Origin of the sequence: Thalassotalea insulae, assembly GCF_030161395.1 — a bacterium.
Lineage (GTDB): Bacteria > Pseudomonadota > Gammaproteobacteria > Enterobacterales > Alteromonadaceae > Thalassotalea_E > Thalassotalea_E insulae.
In genome coordinates this window covers 577,585-595,051 of record NZ_BSST01000001.1, presented here as the reverse complement: position 1 = coordinate 595,051, position 17,467 = coordinate 577,585, and the positions used below count along the sequence as shown (strand labels likewise).

Here is a 17,467-nt window from a genome sequence, read left to right as displayed (position 1 = left end):
ATGGAGTCATAGATGACAGATAAGGAAAGTGTCACCAATCAAGCGGTTGCTGAAGGTGGTTCATATGAGCTTATTCAGCGTCGATTATCGGCCTTAGGTAGTGATCTTAATAAACAGATAAAACAGTTAAATGACGAACGTATTGCAACGTTTGGTTCTACTGACATGACTGTTGACGCACGGATCAGGGTACGAACTGAACATAACTGTATAGCAAGAGATATTGCTGCTATAGGCGACATTTTGCTTTTTGGTTATAACGTTTTTTTAGGGTTAAAACGTAATATCACTGTTGCTGATGTATTCAGTCTACATCAACTTAAAGACAATGATGGCGAAGTTGAAATTGTTGATATTCCGATAAATGGCAGTTTTCTTGATGATGCTGAATTTGTTCGAGATTTCGATGAATTGTACACCTATTATAAGAAAACATTTCTTGCTCACGTTTATCGCCAGGGAAGTAAAGTATTTGCCGTTTTTCGTATTGGAGACCGCCTTGATGATATTCGGGTTTTCCGCTGGGGAATAGATGCGCAGCAGCAAGTGACTTATATCGATAATCGTGGCGAACGTGACATTAAACAACCTGATAACTTTGACTTTGAATGGCATAAAGTATCACGGGAGCAACAAGAACAAGGTAAGCATCCTCATTACAATTTATTTGATACGCTTTTTGTTGAATCAATTGGTGGCTCGATCACCTTAAAAATTGAAAATAATACTGAAGAAGGTGAAGGAATTTATTCAGAGCCTGTTGATGATGACCATCAGTCACTTGATGACGCGGATATTCAATACGCTAAAGTCGGGGAACTGATACTCTTAAAGATAAAGCCTTATAGGGAAGAAGTAACGCGTCATCTAATTTTCAACTGTAAAACTCATCAGGTACTTAGACAGGACGCTATCGCTCATACTTGTATTCAATTACCAGAAGATCATGGCATTATTTTTCCGGGCGGGTATTACCTGCAAAATGGTGAAAATAAAAGCTTTGAAGACAGCGCTGAAGATCTTCAATTGCATCGAGTGGTTAAATCGCCTAATGGTGAAGACTTTCTTTATATTTTTTATGAACCAAATGAAGGCCAGTATGCGTTGTTTGGTTACAACTTGATCACGCGAACCTTGCAAAACCCGATTTATGGCCATGGGCAAAGTTTGTATAACAACGGTAGAGTGGTTGTTTTCAATGCTGAATCTGAACCATCAAGGGTGCATGCTATGCAGATTTGGCAAACACCTTTTTGCAGTGAAGAGTATGCGAGTGATCAGCCTGCAGATAATAGCTTTTTTGGTAAAATAGGAAATCCTGAACTTGTCCGTGGGGTCTCTGACTTATACGGTGTGGTTAAGCTTATTTCTGTGCAAGAGCCGAGTGCTTATCATTTTAATGATTTAGTTAAAGAGTCAAAGTTACTTTTTGATAAATATCATTGGCTTAGTGATATCAAATTACAGACACTCAATGAGTTACTTAAGCAGGTAGTGACGACGTCAGAATTGGTACTTGATGAATTTGAAAAAGTCTCCAGTATCAAAGAAAACTCAGATGCCATAATGGCTGAAGCACGAGAAAAACTTGAGACACTAACCAAAGATATTAAAAATTCGAATTTTGATAGCGCCAAAAAGTTTGTGGAAAGCTTGGCTGAACTTACGCAATTTAAAGGTGAACTCATCACGCACAAAGAGTTGCGATATATCGATGTTGGTGAAATAGAGGCAATGGAAGTTAACCTCGATCAGTTAACCAAAGATCTCAGCCAGGCTACGGCCGATTTTCTGCAGAAAGATCAAGCGTTAAAGCCTTATCAAGACACTATTTGTGAACTTGAAAAAGCAGTGGAGATTAATGAATCAGTCACGGAATTGAAACCAATTCAAGCGGCTATTGATGAACTTACACAAGGACTAGAATTATTAAATCGCACGATGCTGTCGTTAGAAATAGAAGATAGCAGGCAACGAACTCGAATTTTAGAAGATATTTCAACAGTTTTTAGCCAAATAAATAAAGTTAAAGCCAGCGCTGAACTTGCTGTGAAAAGTGTTGGCAGTGAAGAAGCTAGAGCTGAATTTGGTGCTCGCTTTAAATTACTGAGTCAAAGTGTAACCAGTGGATTAAATGCTAGCGATAGCCCTCAGAATTGTGATCAACAACTATCCCAAATACTTGTCCAATTAGAAGAACTGGAAAGTCAATTTAGTGATTACGATGAATTTTACAATGAAATTTTAGCTAAACGAGACGAAATTTACGATAATTTTGAACAGCATAAGCAACAGCTGATGGATACTCAGCAGCGACGTTGTTTAAACTTAATGACGGCAGCTGAGCGTATTCTTGAAGGGGTTAATCGTCGTAGTCAAACGTTCAACGAGCAAGATAAATTAAATAGTTATTTTGCTGGTGATCCTATGATTGCTAAGCTTCGACAGCTTGTCAAACAACTACGAGAGCTTGATGATAATGTTAGGGCTGATGATGTTGAAGCTCAATTAAAAAATGCTCAAGAGCAAGGAATTAGAGCGCTCCGTGATAAAAGTGAGATCTATTCTGCTGATGGTAGTCTAGTTCAAATAGGGGAACATCAATTTTCGGTAAATCGACAGAAGTTAGAACTCACCTTGCTTCCTCGCGACGATGCTATGGTGCTCCATATTAGTGGTAGTGAGTATTTTGAACCACTCGACCCAAAAATTTTTGCCGGAACAAAGTACCTTTGGCAGCAAGAACTTATTTCTGAAAGTGATGCTGTTTATCGAGGGGAATATTTAGCGGCTACGATTTTATTTGAGGCTGAATCGAAAGGTATTATTGCTGTAGAGCGTTTACAAGAAGCAGATAAAAACGGTGAGCTTGTTAACCTTATTAGAAAATCGGCTGAGCCTAGATATCAAGAAGGTTATGATAAAGGCGTTCATGATGCCGATGCCGCCTTAATTTTATCTCAACTATTAGCGTTAAAAGAATCTATCGGGCTATTGGCTTTTTCAGCGCAAGAAAGGCGATTAGGTATATGTTTCTTTAATTTAGAGTTAAGTTTAACTGAACAAGAAGACTTAAGGCGTCGTTGTCAAAATTTGAACTTAATGGAAGAGACATTTGGTAGTGGAGAGTTACGCCAACAGCTTGTTGAAGAAATTGCCTCGGCATTGGGGAAGTACATCGAAAAACAGGAATGGTTGTGGGGTGATACTTCTCTAGCTGCGTCTTATCTAATTCAAGAGTTAGCATCTATAGAGTTGAGCTTTATCATAAAAGAAGCCAGCTTAACGTTAGTGGAACAATTGAAAGCTCAGTTAAAGCATAAAGTTTTAGAAAATAAAATTAATGGAGCGTTATCTGGTTGTTCAACTATTTCTCAGAAATATCAGCTTCATTTTGCTTGGTTACAATCATTTGTACGTCATCAAGAAATAACTGTTACTCACGATGTACTCATTGAGGCATCTATGCTCCTGATGATGGAGGGGCAATGTCAGTTTTATAGCTCGGGTGCTAATACTGACGTAGTAGTCGATGGTTTACTTGGCCAGCATTTATTAATTGTGGATAGAAAAATTCAAATTAACTATCAAGAGTTTATTACTAAGATCCGCCAGTTTTGTCATGAGCATGTACCTGCATTTAGAGCGTTTCACCAAAACAAGCAAAGAGTGTTAGAACAGCAACGCAAACGTTTAAGGTTAGAGGAGTTCAAACCAAGTGCGCTGTCGTCTTTTGTTCGAAATAAACTAATAAATGATGTTTATTTTCCAATTATAGGTACTAATTTAGCTAAACAAATTGGTGCCGCTGGTAACAATAAACGCACGGATCTAATGGGGCTGTTATTACTTATTTCACCCCCAGGTTATGGTAAAACCACGTTAATTGAATACGTCGCTAGTAAGCTGGGAATGACGTTTGTCAAAATTAATTGTCCATCGATTGGTCATGAGCAGCTGTCACTCGACCCTGCTCAGGCAAATAATTCTACTGCAAAAAATGAAGTAGAAAAAATCAACTTGGCTTTCGAAATGGGTAACAATGTTTTGCTTTACCTTGATGATATTCAACACACAAATCCGGAGTTTTTGCAGAAGTTCATTTCTCTATGTGATGGATCTAGGAGAGTGGATGGAGTATGGAATGGTGAAAGTAAAACCTATGACATGCGAGGTAAAAAGTTTGCAATCGTTATGGCGGGTAACCCATACACCGAATCTGGAGAAGCATTTACTATTCCTGATATGTTAGCTAATCGTGCTGATATCTATAACCTAGGGGATACTTTGAGTGGTCGTGAGCAAGAGTTTTCTTTAAGTTTTATCGAGAATAGTTTAACCAGTAATTCATACCTTGCGCCATTGGCGACTCGCGAGATGGATGATTTATATAAATTAGTTAAAATTGCAGATGGCGAGCCAATTGCTTCTACTGAATTAAAGTATGGTTATTCTCAAGCTGAAATTAATGAAATTGTTGCTGTCATTCAACGCATTCGAAAAATTCAAGAAACAGTACTAAAAGCGAATGAACAATATATAGCATCTGCAGCACAAGACGATAAATATCGAACGGAACCACCATTTAAATTGCAAGGAAGTTATCGCAATATGAATAAAATGGCTGAAAAAGTCGTTCCAGTGATGACTGATGAAGAGGTCGAGCAATTAATCACCGATCATTATCGTGGAGAAGCTCAAACTCTTACTGTTGGTGCAGAAGAAAATTTATTGAAGTTAGCTGAACTTCGCGGCGCACAAAGCGGTGATCAAGTTGCTCGGTGGAAGCAAATCAAAGAAGACTTTGTCCGTCATCAAAACCTTGGCGATAATGATAATCCAATAGCCACTATTGCAAGTCAGATTTCATTATTACAAAAAGGCCTAAACCAAATAGGGCAAGTTTTGCAACAACCACAATCAGGGGGATTGGAGACATTAAATGAAACCGTTGCTAACCTTAAGCTACAAGTGAATGTGGAAAAACCTGACTATTCGGAATTAGAGCATACACTTTCACTTTTTACTCAAAATATGGAATTGTTTTTAACGCCTTTGGTGTCGGCTCTTGAAAGTAACAAAAATGTCGATTTGGAAATGATTGAAACCTTAAAAACACTAAACTTTACTAGTGAGATTTCAGCGAGCAGCTCGGAAACACATATGCAAAAAATAAGTAGAGAAATAGCAAAGGATAGAAAAAGTAGTTCAGATGAGATGATTATTGATTGAGATAGCGCCTTTGTATCATAGTGTCTTTAGAGCCAAAATCATTATTAATACCTGAAACTGATGCTTATTCTCTTGCAAGTTTTGATAGTGAACAACTTTTCTCTGATTATCAGTATATTAAAAGTTATTACCAGAATTTAACCAGCGCTCAATAAGAGCCGTTAGTGATTAAAGGTGAAGACTTCAACATTTAGTCAATTGCCTTTGTTTTCTTTATTATTTTTAATTCTTTGATTTATCAGTAACAATGCTTTTAAATAGCGCCTGATCTTCTATAAAGGTGTTCTATGCTGTTTGTTATTGCTATTTTTATCGGTGCGTTTTTACTGTTTCAGGTGCAACCCTTAGTTGCCAAAATTATCTTACCGATATTTGGTGGTGGGGCGGCGATTTGGACTGCATGTTTGCTGTTTTTTCAGGGTTTTTTGTTACTGGGTTATTTATACGCTCACTTGCTTGGCAAAATAAAATCACTAAAAATGCAATTGAAACTGCATAGTGGATTACTGTTCGTTAGCTTGATATCACTGCCATTAACGCCAATTGAGAGCCGTATAGAATCTACTGAGCTCCCGCTATTTAATATCTTGTCTTTGCTAACTTTTTCGATTGGTTTACCGTATTTATTATTAGCGTCAACCGGACCATTAGTGCAAAAATGGTTTAGCGTGGTAAAACACGATAAATTGCCATATCAGCTTTACTCTCTATCAAATGCAGCATCGTTGATAGCGCTACTTAGTTTTCCTTTTTTGATTGAACCTCTACTTGCTGGCAGTGCGCAAAGAAATCTTTGGTCTGTTGGTTATGGCAGCTATTGTTTGGTGTTACTCGCCCTGATGTACCACATTGCTAAACAGCAAAGGATTAAGCAGACGATAAGTCAATCGGTGGTCAATAAATCTCCGTTGAGCCATGTGATGTTGTGGTTTGGCTTATCTATTACTGGGGTGGTGCTCTTGGTGGCAACCACTAATGCGATGACGCAAAATATTCCACCAGTGCCATTTTTATGGATTTTACCTTTATGTTTATATTTGCTTAGTTTTATTATTAGCTTCCACAGCCCTAAGTGGTATGTCCGCTGGTACTGGTTTTTACTCTTTATTCCTACCGCGATTATTGCGATTTTGATGTTTTTTATTGGTTCTCAATTTTCAATAGTCACTCAGGTGGTGCTTTATTCTAGTATCTTGTTTGCTGCCTGTATGATTTGCCATGGTGAGCTGGCACGTTTAAAGCCCTGTGTTAGCCAGTTAACTTGGTATTATTTAGTGATAGCAACTGGTGGCTTTATTGGTAGCGCTCTAGTGGCATTTGTCGCCCAAGCGGTGTTCGTTCAGTTTTTAGAATTCCCTTTAGCGATTCTTGCGGTTTTTGTTTTGTTCTCTCTAGCGGTTTATCAAGCGGTTAAACAGGTTAATAAACTGATGATATTGAGTCTTTCCTTAGCGATTATATGTGCTGGTGTTTTATGGCAGCTCAACGAGCAATATTTGCAAAGTGATGTGTTTAATCAACGTAATTTTTATGGTGTATTGAGTGTTAAAGATATTCAAACTGAAACCCTTAATGAGCGTCGTTTAATTGATGGGACTACGTCTCATGGTACGCAGTCATTAGACATAGAAAAGCAAGGTATTCCGCTAAGTTATTATCGTAAGTATACAGGTGTAGCGCTAGCATTGGAGCAATTTGCTGAGCTTAATCAGCTAGAGCGAGGGGTAAATGTTGGGTTAATTGGCTTAGGTGCAGGTACGTTAGCTGCCTATGGTCAACAAGATGATAACTACCGATTTTATGAATTAAACCCCGGGGTTATTAACGCAGCGCAGCGTTATTTTAGTTATCTTGAAAATTCTCGTGCGGATATTGCGATTATTTCTGGTGATGCCCGTGTGTCGTTAACGCGAGAATTGTCACAACAGCAGCCACAAAATTTTGATGTTTTGGTGATAGATGCTTTTTCAGGTGATAGCATTCCGCAGCACTTATTGACGGTTGAAGCGATGGCGTTGTATTGGCAGCACTTGGCGGAAGATGGTGTGATAGCAATTCATATTTCTAACAGTCATTTAAACTTATTGCCGTTAATGCAAGGCTTGGCGCAGCAAACCAATATACAGTTAGTGTATTTTAAAACACAAGCTGAACAACAGCATGGCCATGATACTGAATGGGTATGGCTAACTAACAACCAAGCGTTATTAAGCAGTGGAATTGCTAAACTTTATCAAACGAAGGTGCCAGAAAAAACACAATCGGCCGTTGTTTGGACGGATGATTTTAGTAATTTATTTACGTTATTAAAATAACAAGTTATGGGATTCAACTGGTGGTTGTGTTGTAGTCATACCTTACCTGTTGAATAAATAGCTTATTTACCAAGTGCCCGTGTTTTCCATGCTTACCCAAGGCTCTTGAGGAGGTAAGTGTCCATCTTGTAGTATTTCAATCGAAATGCCATCTGGTGAACGAACAAATGCCATGTGCCCGCAGCGCGGTGGGCGGTTAATTGTTACGCCTGCATCCATTAATTTTTGGCAAGTATCGTAGATGTTTTCTACTCGCAGGGCGATATGACCAAAATTTCGACCATCGGAATATGGCTCAGATTGCTCCCAGTTATAGGTTAATTCAATTTCATGCTCACTGTCTTGAGCGGCTAAAAAAATCAAGGTAAATTTGCCCGCCGGCACTTCTTTGCGTCTGACTTCTTTAAGACCAAGTAAGTCACAATAAAATGTTAAAGAGGCATCTAGATCGCTCACTCGCACCATAGTGTGTAATAATTTCATTTGTTTACCTTTTGTTGGTTTTTACTAACTTTTTCATAGGTTTACTATTATAACATCATTTAAATTCAAGTTGTCTCAGGGGTAAAGCTTAAGCATCGTAATAATATAGAAAACTTTATATCAACAAGTAGCCAAAGAGTGTATTAGTTCACCTTTCTTTTATGAACAATTTAATCACAAGCGCACTATTGAACACAGATCTCAAAATGAGGTTACAAAATGCTTTTCAATATAACTTCGTGGGACCTGAACAGCCAGCTAAAAGCACTCACTGTTTTGGGGGTAGCAGCCACTTGTAATGCGAGTATTTAATTTCATCAGATTATGATCTATGCGTTGATTGATTAAAAAAGACGAGAGTAACGAATAAAGACTCCTTCTGCATCATACGATGGATTTTCTGGTCGAACCCCCGTTCCGTTTGAAGCATGTGACCAATGATACCCGACCCCTACTTTACTTGAGTTATCAAGTTTATAATAGACAGACGGGCCAATCCGCCACATAAAGTTATAATATTTGCCACCGGCAGGAAATTTATCATTATAGATAAATAAATTACCAATGCCTTCGAGGTGAAAAGACAGTTGCTCATCTTTGAAAACCCTCCAGTCCAGCTGCACCCCTGGGCCTAAGGCAAACGCAGAGTTTTTATAATTTACGTCATGCATTGTGCCTTCAGAATATTCTCCTTCGATCTGAGTAATATCACCAGTAGCGTAAGCGAATGAAGCTAATGCGCTAATTCTGAGGTTTATCGGACTGATCTCTGCTACTGGATAAAACACATCCAATATGTAGGTGTCAATATTTCTATCGCGGTCTATTGGAGATAGATATTCGAACCCCAATAAGACAGCGATTTTATTTTTTGTATTATCCTGTGCATAGGCGTTATTTGAAACGAAAAACACATGGAATAAAACTAGAGTCAAAAGAAAATATTTACGTAGCATAACCTTATCCTTTATTCGCGATAATAATTTCAGTAGGGTGTTTTCCATGGTGATATTCCCTCGTTATATTGACAAAACCGGCTCTCGAAACTGGCTCTTCCATTAAAACAGGGCGACAATTTCCCATGATGTAGAGAACTAACAGTTTCGGTAGAAATTGATATAAGCGCTCAAGAAAGGAATGGTTGCTTCCTTTGTTTTTACTCATGTTTACCATAATGAGCTTTCCTCCCGGTTTTAGCACTCGGTACATCTCTTTCAAAATATCCTGCATATCATCAGTCGGAATTAAATCCATCATGTAGCCGTTGTATAGAATATCAAAGCTGTTATCCGGCCATGGCAGATGTCTGCAATCTCCTTGTTTGAGTACAATATTCTCATACCCATTTTTCACCATTCTTTTTTCTGCCAAATCCAACATTTTCTTTGACAGTTCAATGCCGTAGATAGGTACTGCGTTTCCAGTTCTTTTTGCTATTTCAAGCAATACGCGACCAGGTCCTGTTGCAACTTCTAGTACCTTCAGGTGCGAATGCCACTGAATTTTATCGAGTGCTTTTTTATGGTATTTAAGCTCGCTGATAGCGACGGTCTTATCATATATGCCGCTTCTAACGTCATACGCATTTCTCAGGCTTTCTATACTGACATTATTAGTATCAATCATTATATTACTCCTATAATTAGTGAATTAACGAAGTGTTGAGCGTTAAACTGATTTACAATCAGCAACAACTAAATTTTTCTGCAAGCGCTTGAAAAACATTTGCCAAGTATTTCTTGTTTCCTTGGTACAACACATCTTTTCCTATTTTTTCTGAAACCAGAATTTTTTCTCGCTTCAAGATAGTTAAATGAGTTGATGCTGTGGAAAGTGCGATATTTGCTCTTTCTGCAACTTCAGAAACAGAATGCGATTTACCATCAAGAAATATTTGGATCAATATCTCCTGCCGTTTTTCACTAGCTAACGCCTTGAAAAAGCTAATTAGTTGCTGATTTTCGAGCATGAAACTTCCTATTTAAATGTTTTATACTTCGCTAAGTAACGAAGTATAGGTTATTTTACGTACAGTGATTTGTCAAGGAGTTTAATTTTATCTTCGCATAATGTCCCAATTGGGAACTTTTAATAAGCGAGCTAAAACTACGAACGCAGTGAGGGGAGTCAACTGTTCAAAGTCCTACGCTGCAATGGCCTGTTATAAGTAATTGACACCATACTTAACTTGAATAAAGTCATTAGGGAATGCATCCGCGATTGCATCTACAAGTTTGATAGTATTATTGATTTTACCAAAAAGAGGAATTCCCTCTCCCAAAATAACAGGTGCTTTCGTGATTATCATTTCATTAATTAGTTGAAGGTTAATAAAAGAGGTAATAGTTGCACCGCCGTCAATATAGGCATGTTTAAAACCGTTACCTTCAAGAGTATTCATTAGTTTTGTGATATCACCTGAATACATTTCGACTTTGCCACGTAGGTTTTCAGGAGGCTCTTTCATTGAATTACTTAACACGTAGATCTTTATATCGCCATAAGGCCACTGATCTGGAGTTAAATTAAAGCTGGAAATTACTTCCATGCATTTACGCCCCATAATCATGCAATCAACTGAAGCTATAAAATCATTGAATCCCATATCAGGATTTTTACTCATATCAGCATTTGTATTTCCTGCTGTATGTAGCCAGTCAACGTCACCATCTAATGTTGCAATATAACCATCGGCACTTGTTGCAATATAAACAGAACATTTCATAGTTGATAGAGACTCCAAATGTGAGATTATTTATAACAATTTATTAAGTAGACATTCTCAGTAATGTCAACTTACGAATTTCTCTTTAAAATACCAGAAAACCTTAATAATTCAATTGATTATATTCAGAATTAATGGTTTTAATTATTTGATCTTCCCCTAACACTGTAGACATCTTTTATTTAGAAAATGAAGTATGATGAGAGATGTTATGAGTAATAATAAATATCCCCAAGAATTTAAAGACGAAGCTGTTCGTCAAGTGGTTGATAAAGGCTATTCTGTGCCCGATGTTGCCAAGCGATTAGGCATTTCCGATAAGTCCCTGTATTACTGGGTCAAGAAAACTAAAGTACCAGCCAAGAAGTCAGCAGAGCAGGAAGAAATCCGCAAGCTAAAAGCTGAGTTAAAACGCGTGACTGAAGAGCGGAATATATTAAAGGAAGCCGCCGCGTTCTTTGCAAGCGAGTCAAGGAAAGATACGCGTTCATAAAATCACGACTCGAAGTCTACCGCGTCAAAGCAATGTGTCAGGCATTAAATGTTCACCGTAGTGGCTTCTATGCTTGGCTCAAACAACCACTATCTAAACGTGAGCAAGAGAACCAGAGGCTGCTTGAGCGCATCAAGGCAAGCTATGTTGAGAGTGGTGGTGTTTATGGCAGTCCACGTATTACGCATGAATTACGCCGTAAGGGAGAAACGTGCGGTGAAAACCGTGTAGCTCGTCTAATGAAGCAAGCCAAGCTAAAAGCTAATATTGGATATAAAAGGCGATACTTCAAGTCAACTGTGCCCGCATTAATAGCAGACAATCACCTTCAACAACAGTTTGTTGTTAGTGAGCCAGATACGGCTTGGGTAGCCGATATTACCTATATCAAAACCTATGAAGGCTGGCTGTACCTTGCTGTAGTACTTGATTTATTCTCGCGAAAAATCATTGGTTGGTCGATGCAACCGAACATGAGTAAAGATATAGTGATCAAAGCACTATTAATGGCTGTTTGGCGCAGGAACCCAAAACATGAAGTAATAGTTCACAGCGACCAAGGCAGCCAATACGCGAGCTGTGATTACCGTGAATTCTTAACGGCAAACAACCTAGTACCGAGTATGAGTCGCCGAGGACATTGCTTAGATAATGCGGTAGCAGAAAGCTTTTTTCACTCACTTAAAACTGAGCGTGTTAAACGAAAAGTGTACGAGACTCGTAATGATGCTAGAGCAGATTTGTTTGATTACATTGAAATGTTCTACAATCGTAAGCGATTACATAGCCACCTTGGCCATGTGTCTCCCGAAGAGTATGAAAAACAGTATTTAACTGGAAGCTAGAAGTCTACAAAATTGGGGGAAGATCAAGGGGGTTTTGTTTCTTTTATGGGAAAAAGGGGGCGGAGTAGATTAATTCTTCGGTAATCTGGACATCAAATTTTCAAGATTATTCTACACTGTTTTTGCTTTCATCCATTGAGCTTTATTTGAACCTTAATGAGATGAATCATAAAGAAATCCCCTGACAGTGGTTAATTGATTAACTCGCCTGTTAGTTGTTCAATTCCGAACAACTGTGATTGGAAAAATTTTGCACTGCTAATCGTTCGGTGATCTTATCAATAAGTCGTTGGGCTAAAATTGACATAGGCCTTCCTTTCGAACTAACCACGTACACCTCTCGTCTAAACCAGGAGCAATGGCTTAAAACCGATTCAAGCTGTCCACTTTGCAGAGCTGGAGCCAACATAAAATCAGGTTCTAGACAGATTCCCAAGCCAGCAATAGCAGCCTGAATCAAACACTTTCCACTATTAGATAAAATTCGAGGCTTTAATCTTACGAAGTGACTTTGAGCTTGATGCTCATAAAACAACTTACCCTGCATCATCGCCGCTCTATAGGCTAATAACGGCATCCCTTCTAGATCCATAGGTGTCTCTGGATGACCATACTGCTCCCAAAAACCAGGGCTAGCCGCAACTGAGTAGCTTATTTCACCGACTTTCACGGTATTTAAATTTGTATCCTGCGGCGCTCCAATTCGAATGGCAAAGTCATAACTTTCCGTGACCAGATCAACCTCTCGGTCACTTAACATAATATCCAACACAGAATCTGGGTGTGATTTTGCGAACTCAATAACGATAGGCACTACAAATTCTTTACCTAGCTCTTGTGGAATTGAGAACCGTGTTTTGCCATGTAATTTATCGACATTATTACCGATTAATGAATCTGCGTTTTCCAACTCTGACAATATATAAACGCACCGTTCATAATAAGCTTGCCCTAAAGGGGTCGGCGACAAGCCACGAGTGGATCGATTTGCCAAACGAACACCAAGGCGCTCCTCTAGCTCCTTTATACGACGACTGACTGCCGAGACTGCAACACCCAATTGATCTGCGGCCGCAGAAAGTGATCCAGACTCAATAACATTGACAAACGTTTTCATCTCTGCGAAGCGATTCATACCTTATCTTTCTAATTTTTAGAAAAAAGAATTCATAATCTTATATATTTTTTTCTATATTAGAAAGCGATATATTGTTAATACTCAACAAACAGGCGCAGCCTTAACCAGCAAAACCTGTTTTATTAGTGGGCGTGTACCTTTAACCATGCATGCCCGAGTTAATCAATTTGCAATTTAAAGGTGAAAAATATGTCCGCTTACTGTTTATTCCAGAATATTAATATTACAGACCCAGGCAAGATGGCCGAGTATGTAGAGAAAGTTCAACCCATTACCCAATCATTTGGTGGAGAGTACGTTGTGATGGGTGGCAATAGCCAAATAAAAGAGGGAAGCTGGTCGCCAGTCATGCCTGTTATCATTAAATTTCCAACAATGGAAGCAGCCAACGCTTGGTACGACTCCGAAGAATACGCCCCGCTAAAGGCGTTAAGAATGTCCGCAGGTGAATTCAGCGCAGTCTTTATCGGTGCGCAGGAGAACCCTTAAGTCATTTAGTCAGTCAGCTTCTCTACTCACCACAGAATCAAAAAGCGCCCATCGGCGCCTTTTTTGTTTACTCTTTAACCTGAGATCGGTTTAAGCCACGACCATCGCATTGATTTCAGCTGTAGTGGTATAACGAATTTGGCCACCTAATTAGAGGCTGATATGATTGATCTGCTTTGTTGCCAAAAGCGGATGATAGAGCAATTGCAATACTCACTTCAGTAAAAGCTTTACTTAAGAATTTTCATTGCTTCAATGAGCGCACTATCTTTCTTGCCCTTTAAATCTGATGCGTTTAAATATTCAAAGTTCTTCTCTACTGGGTAACCACGATATTCATAATTTTCGCCATTTGAGTCAAAATAACGCTCATTAGATAACGTAAACGACCAGCCATTTGGGAGTTGCTTAGGAAGTGAATCACTAAAACCGCCATTAGATGGCTCTCCAATGATGGTAACTTGTTCTCTGGCAGCAAGACCAAGTAAGAATGATTCAGCAGCACTCATGGTTATACCACTGGTAAGCACTACAATAGACCCTAAGTAACGGTCAAATGTTGCGGGATGAACAATAATACTTTCGGGTTTGCTAAAGCCATTTTCAGTTCGGTACGATTTACTGCCAACCAGCAATGGTTTATCAATAAAATAGGATAACAATCTTAGTGAAACAATGTCGTATCCTCCACTATTCCAGCGTAAATCGATTACTAGGCCTTTGGCATTCGTGAGCATAGGCATAATATACTGTATCGCTCTGTCTACTTCTTTTATATCCGCTTGAATAGTCTCTTCAGCAGTATATTCACTCATATCATCAATACTTAAGTAGTTTATTTCATGGGGAAGTGAAGCCCATAGTAAGCTGCGGTTTAATTTCAGCGGCGGGTGCTTTTTGTCTAAATAGCTTGAAATTATTTTGTTGCGTTTTTTGTTAAGTGCTTGAAAAAAATCATGAAAGGATAAAAACTCAGTCTGTTGTGAAAACCCTTCCTTAATCATCCTACTCTTGAACTGTTCCCATTTAATGTTGTTCATAGCAAAGAAGCTGTCATCATCTGATTCTACATATGCATGAGCGTCACCTAGTTCATCTATGAGTTCCTTAATTACCTCAGCCAATGCTGATTCGCTCATACTATCTGAAATTTTATTTCGCCAAGTTTTATAGTTGGTATGCCGTTTCAATTAAGCTCTTCGTTAAAAGCAAAGTTTTCTGCAAAGGTAAACCACAAAATATCAAACACTTCTGGGGCGGAGAACTTTATATTTTGAGTATCTGCATTAGGCTGTAGGCTCTGCTTACATAATGGAGGTAAACGGCTCAACCTTTTTAGTTTTACAGGATGTATCGTATACCAATCTAATTCAGCAAAGTCACCCTCTACAATCAAGTTACGACTAGGATATTCACCTGTTTCGACAGTATTGAGTATGCAATGGTGCTTTGTAATATCGTAAAAACGTATATCTTCGCCGATGACTTCTAATATGTATCCATAACCTTGAGTTTGCCAGACTGAATGATTAGGTGCTGCATTCTTGGCTTTACTCGTTAAAGGCTCAAAATCTGAATAGAAAGCAGAAACATTTACAGATAGTAAAAATAGACCTATCAGCAAGAAAATTGAAGGTGTTGTTTTGTCCATAAAGCTAGGTATTTCCCTAAATAGTATTTTTGCTTTGCAAATCAGACAATAAATTAAAAATAACATAAATACAAAGCCCCGTTTGGAAGTTATTACATATGAGGCTTTTATTTGGAAAATTTGGATGTTTGGAACAAGCAATTGAATGGTAATGCCAAGGTCTGCTTTTCGCTGTGAGATCAATTGGTCGATGCAACGCTATCCTTAAACAAGGGGTACGTTGCTATGAAACAAAGAAAACGAATTTACTATTCACCTCAACAAAAAGCATTAATATGGGATCGTTACAAACAAGGTGATTCTCTTCATGATATTGCCCGCATGTTTGATCGTTATCACTCTTCAATCATGCCTACGATATACAATACAGGAGGGTTTAGACCTCCTGAACGGAAAAGACATCCCACCTCATTATCATTGAGCGAACGAGAAGAAATATCTAGAGGGCTAGCTGCTAATTTATCTTTAAGAGAAATAAGTCGAAAACTTTCTAGAGCACCTCCCACTATTAGTCGCGAAGTTAAAAGAAGTGGTGGCTTAGAGCACTATAGGGCAAATAAAGCTGATGCAGCAGCATGGGAGAATACCAAAAGGCCAAAGGAGTGTATGCTTAAAGGTAATCCTGACTTGTGTTATGTCATCGCTCAAAAATTAAAACGTGCATGGTCTCCACAGCAAATATCAGGTTGGCTAAAACGAACCTATGCAAACAATCAGGAAATGCAGGTGTCGCACGAAACGATTTATAAAACGTTATATATTCAAACGAGAGGTGCTTTGAAAAAGGAGCTTCAAAAGTGCTTGAGAACTAAACGTGTTGTTAGAAAATCGAGAACAACCTCATTAAAAGGTAAAGGGATAGGAAGGATCAATGATGCTGTTTCAATTAGTGAGCGCCCAGCAGAAGTAGAAGATAGAGCAATACCTGGTCATTGGGAAGGCGATTTAATACAAGGCTGTAATAATACGTTTATTGCGGCGCTCGTGGAGCGTCATTCACGTTATGTGATGTTGGCAAAAGTATATGACAATAAAACGGCTACAGTTATTTCCGCACTGATTAAACAAGCACATAAGTTACCTGCTGAGCTATATAAAACACTCACTTGGGATAGAGGCTCAGAAATGACCAATCATAAAGACTTCACGCTAGCCACAGATATACAAATTTACTTATGTGATCCTAAATCACCTTGGCAGCGTGGCTCTAATGAAAATACCAATAGGTTACTTAGACAATACTTCCCAAAGGGTAGTGACTTGAGTGTGCATAACCAACAAAAATTGAGTCAGGTAGCTAGACAGTTAAACGAAAGGCCGAGAAAGACGCTAAACTATGAATCACCAGCAGAAAGATTTAATCAATGTGTTGCGTCCATCAGTTGACCTCACAGCTCATTACTGCCGGATACATAATTAAATTGAGAGAGGTACTTCCGTTAAGTTCAAAACAGCCTTTGGCTACTCTGTTTTCTCTTTAAACTCACACAGATCTTCAATTAAACAAGCACCACACTTTGGTTTACGGGCAACACAAACGTAACGGCCATGAAGAATCAGCCAGTGATGGACATCGACTTTAAATTCTTTTGGTACCACTTTAAGTAGCTTTTGTTCCACTTCTTTGACGTTTTTGCCGGGGGCGAATTTAGTGCGGTTGGAGACCCGGTCGATATGCGTATCAACGGCTATGGTCGGCCAGCCAAAGGCAGTATTTAAAACAACGTTGGCTGTTTTACGACCAACACCAGGCAAGGCCTCTAATGCGGCTCTGTCTTCCGGTACTTCGCCGCCGTGTAAATCCACCAGCATCTGACAGGTCTTGATGGTGTTTTCTGCCTTGGTATTAAATAGGCCGATGGTTTTAATGTAGTCTTTTAACTTGTCCACGCCTAAATCGAGTATTGCCTGTGGGGTATTGGCTACGGCAAATAGTGGTCCGGTTGCTTTATTAACGCTAACGTCGGTCGCCTGTGCCGAAAGCAATACTGCAATCAATAACTCAAATGGCGAATTAAAGTTAAGCTCTGTCGTTGGGTGTGGGTTGTCATCTCTTAATCGCGTAAGAATTTCTATTCGTTTTTCTTTATTCATAA

At 38.8% G+C, this 17,467-nt stretch carries 14 protein-coding genes; 5 read left to right on the top strand and 9 right to left on the bottom strand.

Annotation, left to right across the window (positions count from 1 at the left end):
* The first annotated feature begins 12 nt into the window (after positions 1 to 12).
* Entirely contained in the window at positions 13 to 5,232 is a 5,220-nt protein-coding gene (locus QQK06_RS02785) for a DNA repair ATPase (protein ID WP_284243071.1), read from the top strand.
* 287 nt (positions 5,233 to 5,519) lie between these two features.
* A complete protein-coding gene (locus QQK06_RS02780; protein WP_284243070.1) occupies positions 5,520 to 7,547 on the top strand; it encodes a fused MFS/spermidine synthase in 2,028 nt (675 codons plus the stop codon).
* A 66-nt stretch (positions 7,548 to 7,613) separates the two neighbouring features.
* On the opposite strand, the gene QQK06_RS02775 is transcribed toward QQK06_RS02780, so the two are convergent.
* The 5 genes from QQK06_RS02775 to QQK06_RS02755 form a co-directional block, all read right to left on the bottom strand.
* Positions 7,614 to 8,030 carry a VOC family protein gene (locus QQK06_RS02775; protein WP_284243069.1) on the bottom strand — a complete coding sequence of 139 codons (417 nt, stop codon included), beginning with the start codon at positions 8,028 to 8,030 and terminating at the stop codon, positions 7,614 to 7,616.
* A gap of 344 nt (positions 8,031 to 8,374) precedes the next feature.
* The gene (locus QQK06_RS02770; RefSeq protein WP_284243068.1) at positions 8,375 to 8,986 is read right to left on the bottom strand and encodes a hypothetical protein; all 612 of its coding nucleotides are present in this window, start codon (positions 8,984 to 8,986) and stop codon (positions 8,375 to 8,377) included.
* Between the two features lie 4 nt (positions 8,987 to 8,990).
* Positions 8,991 to 9,656, bottom strand: coding sequence for a class I SAM-dependent methyltransferase (locus QQK06_RS02765; RefSeq protein ID WP_284243067.1), 666 nt, complete (start codon positions 9,654 to 9,656; stop codon positions 8,991 to 8,993).
* Between the two features lie 58 nt (positions 9,657 to 9,714).
* Positions 9,715 to 9,999, bottom strand: coding sequence for an ArsR/SmtB family transcription factor (locus QQK06_RS02760; protein ID WP_284243066.1), 285 nt, complete (start codon positions 9,997 to 9,999; stop codon positions 9,715 to 9,717).
* A gap of 192 nt (positions 10,000 to 10,191) precedes the next feature.
* Positions 10,192 to 10,755, bottom strand: coding sequence for a dihydrofolate reductase family protein (locus QQK06_RS02755; protein WP_284243065.1), 564 nt, complete (start codon positions 10,753 to 10,755; stop codon positions 10,192 to 10,194).
* Between the two features lie 211 nt (positions 10,756 to 10,966).
* Here QQK06_RS02755 and QQK06_RS02750 point away from each other — a divergent pair.
* A protein-coding gene (locus QQK06_RS02750; RefSeq protein WP_284243064.1) for an IS3 family transposase occupies positions 10,967 to 12,093 on the top strand; the annotation gives its coding sequence in 2 pieces (ribosomal slippage) (positions 10,967 to 11,192 and positions 11,192 to 12,093; 1,128 coding nt in all).
* Between the two features lie 211 nt (positions 12,094 to 12,304).
* On the opposite strand, the gene QQK06_RS02745 is transcribed toward QQK06_RS02750, so the two are convergent.
* A complete protein-coding gene (locus tag QQK06_RS02745; RefSeq protein ID WP_284243063.1) occupies positions 12,305 to 13,228 on the bottom strand; it encodes a LysR family transcriptional regulator in 924 nt (307 codons plus the stop codon).
* A 192-nt stretch (positions 13,229 to 13,420) separates the two neighbouring features.
* On the opposite strand from QQK06_RS02745, the gene QQK06_RS02740 reads away from it, so the two are divergent.
* The gene (locus QQK06_RS02740) at positions 13,421 to 13,720 is read left to right on the top strand and encodes a DUF1330 domain-containing protein (protein ID WP_284243062.1); all 300 of its coding nucleotides are present in this window, start codon (positions 13,421 to 13,423) and stop codon (positions 13,718 to 13,720) included.
* A 230-nt stretch (positions 13,721 to 13,950) separates the two neighbouring features.
* On the opposite strand, the gene QQK06_RS02735 is transcribed toward QQK06_RS02740, so the two are convergent.
* Together QQK06_RS02735 and QQK06_RS02730 are read right to left on the bottom strand one after the other, a co-directional pair.
* On the bottom strand, positions 13,951 to 14,910 hold the full coding sequence (locus QQK06_RS02735) for a S41 family peptidase (protein ID WP_284243061.1): 960 nt from the start codon (positions 14,908 to 14,910) through the stop codon (positions 13,951 to 13,953).
* Positions 14,907 to 15,371 (bottom strand): hypothetical protein, encoded by a 465-nt coding sequence (locus QQK06_RS02730; RefSeq protein ID WP_284243060.1) that lies wholly within the window; start codon positions 15,369 to 15,371, stop codon positions 14,907 to 14,909. Before QQK06_RS02730 ends, QQK06_RS02735 begins: the two co-directional genes overlap by 4 nt.
* A 225-nt stretch (positions 15,372 to 15,596) precedes the next feature.
* Between QQK06_RS02730 and QQK06_RS02725 the strand changes: the two genes are divergently transcribed.
* Positions 15,597 to 16,757, top strand: a complete 1,161-nt coding sequence (locus tag QQK06_RS02725; RefSeq protein WP_284243059.1) for an IS30 family transposase — start codon at positions 15,597 to 15,599, stop codon at positions 16,755 to 16,757.
* Between the two features lie 75 nt (positions 16,758 to 16,832).
* On the opposite strand, the gene nth is transcribed toward QQK06_RS02725, so the two are convergent.
* The gene (gene nth / locus QQK06_RS02720; protein WP_284243058.1) at positions 16,833 to 17,465 is read right to left on the bottom strand and encodes an endonuclease III; all 633 of its coding nucleotides are present in this window, start codon (positions 17,463 to 17,465) and stop codon (positions 16,833 to 16,835) included.
* Positions 17,466 to 17,467: the final 2 nt, after the last annotated feature.

Excerpts from the sequence above, each read along its gene's own strand:
- QQK06_RS02785 (WP_284243071.1), top strand. The coding sequence starts at position 13 with ATGACAGATAAGGAAAGTGTCACCAATCAAGCGGTTGCTGAAGGTGGT.
- QQK06_RS02780 (WP_284243070.1), top strand. The coding sequence starts at position 5,520 with ATGCTGTTTGTTATTGCTATTTTTATCGGTGCGTTTTTACTGTTTCAG.
- QQK06_RS02775 (WP_284243069.1), bottom strand. The coding sequence starts at position 8,030 with ATGAAATTATTACACACTATGGTGCGAGTGAGCGATCTAGATGCCTCT.
- QQK06_RS02770 (WP_284243068.1), bottom strand. The coding sequence starts at position 8,986 with ATGCTACGTAAATATTTTCTTTTGACTCTAGTTTTATTCCATGTGTTT.
- QQK06_RS02765 (WP_284243067.1), bottom strand. The coding sequence starts at position 9,656 with ATGATTGATACTAATAATGTCAGTATAGAAAGCCTGAGAAATGCGTAT.
- QQK06_RS02760 (WP_284243066.1), bottom strand. The coding sequence starts at position 9,999 with ATGCTCGAAAATCAGCAACTAATTAGCTTTTTCAAGGCGTTAGCTAGT.
- QQK06_RS02755 (WP_284243065.1), bottom strand. The coding sequence starts at position 10,755 with ATGAAATGTTCTGTTTATATTGCAACAAGTGCCGATGGTTATATTGCA.
- QQK06_RS02745 (WP_284243063.1), bottom strand. The coding sequence starts at position 13,228 with ATGAATCGCTTCGCAGAGATGAAAACGTTTGTCAATGTTATTGAGTCT.
- QQK06_RS02740 (WP_284243062.1), top strand. The coding sequence starts at position 13,421 with ATGTCCGCTTACTGTTTATTCCAGAATATTAATATTACAGACCCAGGC.
- QQK06_RS02730 (WP_284243060.1), bottom strand. The coding sequence starts at position 15,371 with ATGGACAAAACAACACCTTCAATTTTCTTGCTGATAGGTCTATTTTTA.
- QQK06_RS02725 (WP_284243059.1), top strand. The coding sequence starts at position 15,597 with ATGAAACAAAGAAAACGAATTTACTATTCACCTCAACAAAAAGCATTA.
- nth (WP_284243058.1), bottom strand. The coding sequence starts at position 17,465 with ATGAATAAAGAAAAACGAATAGAAATTCTTACGCGATTAAGAGATGAC.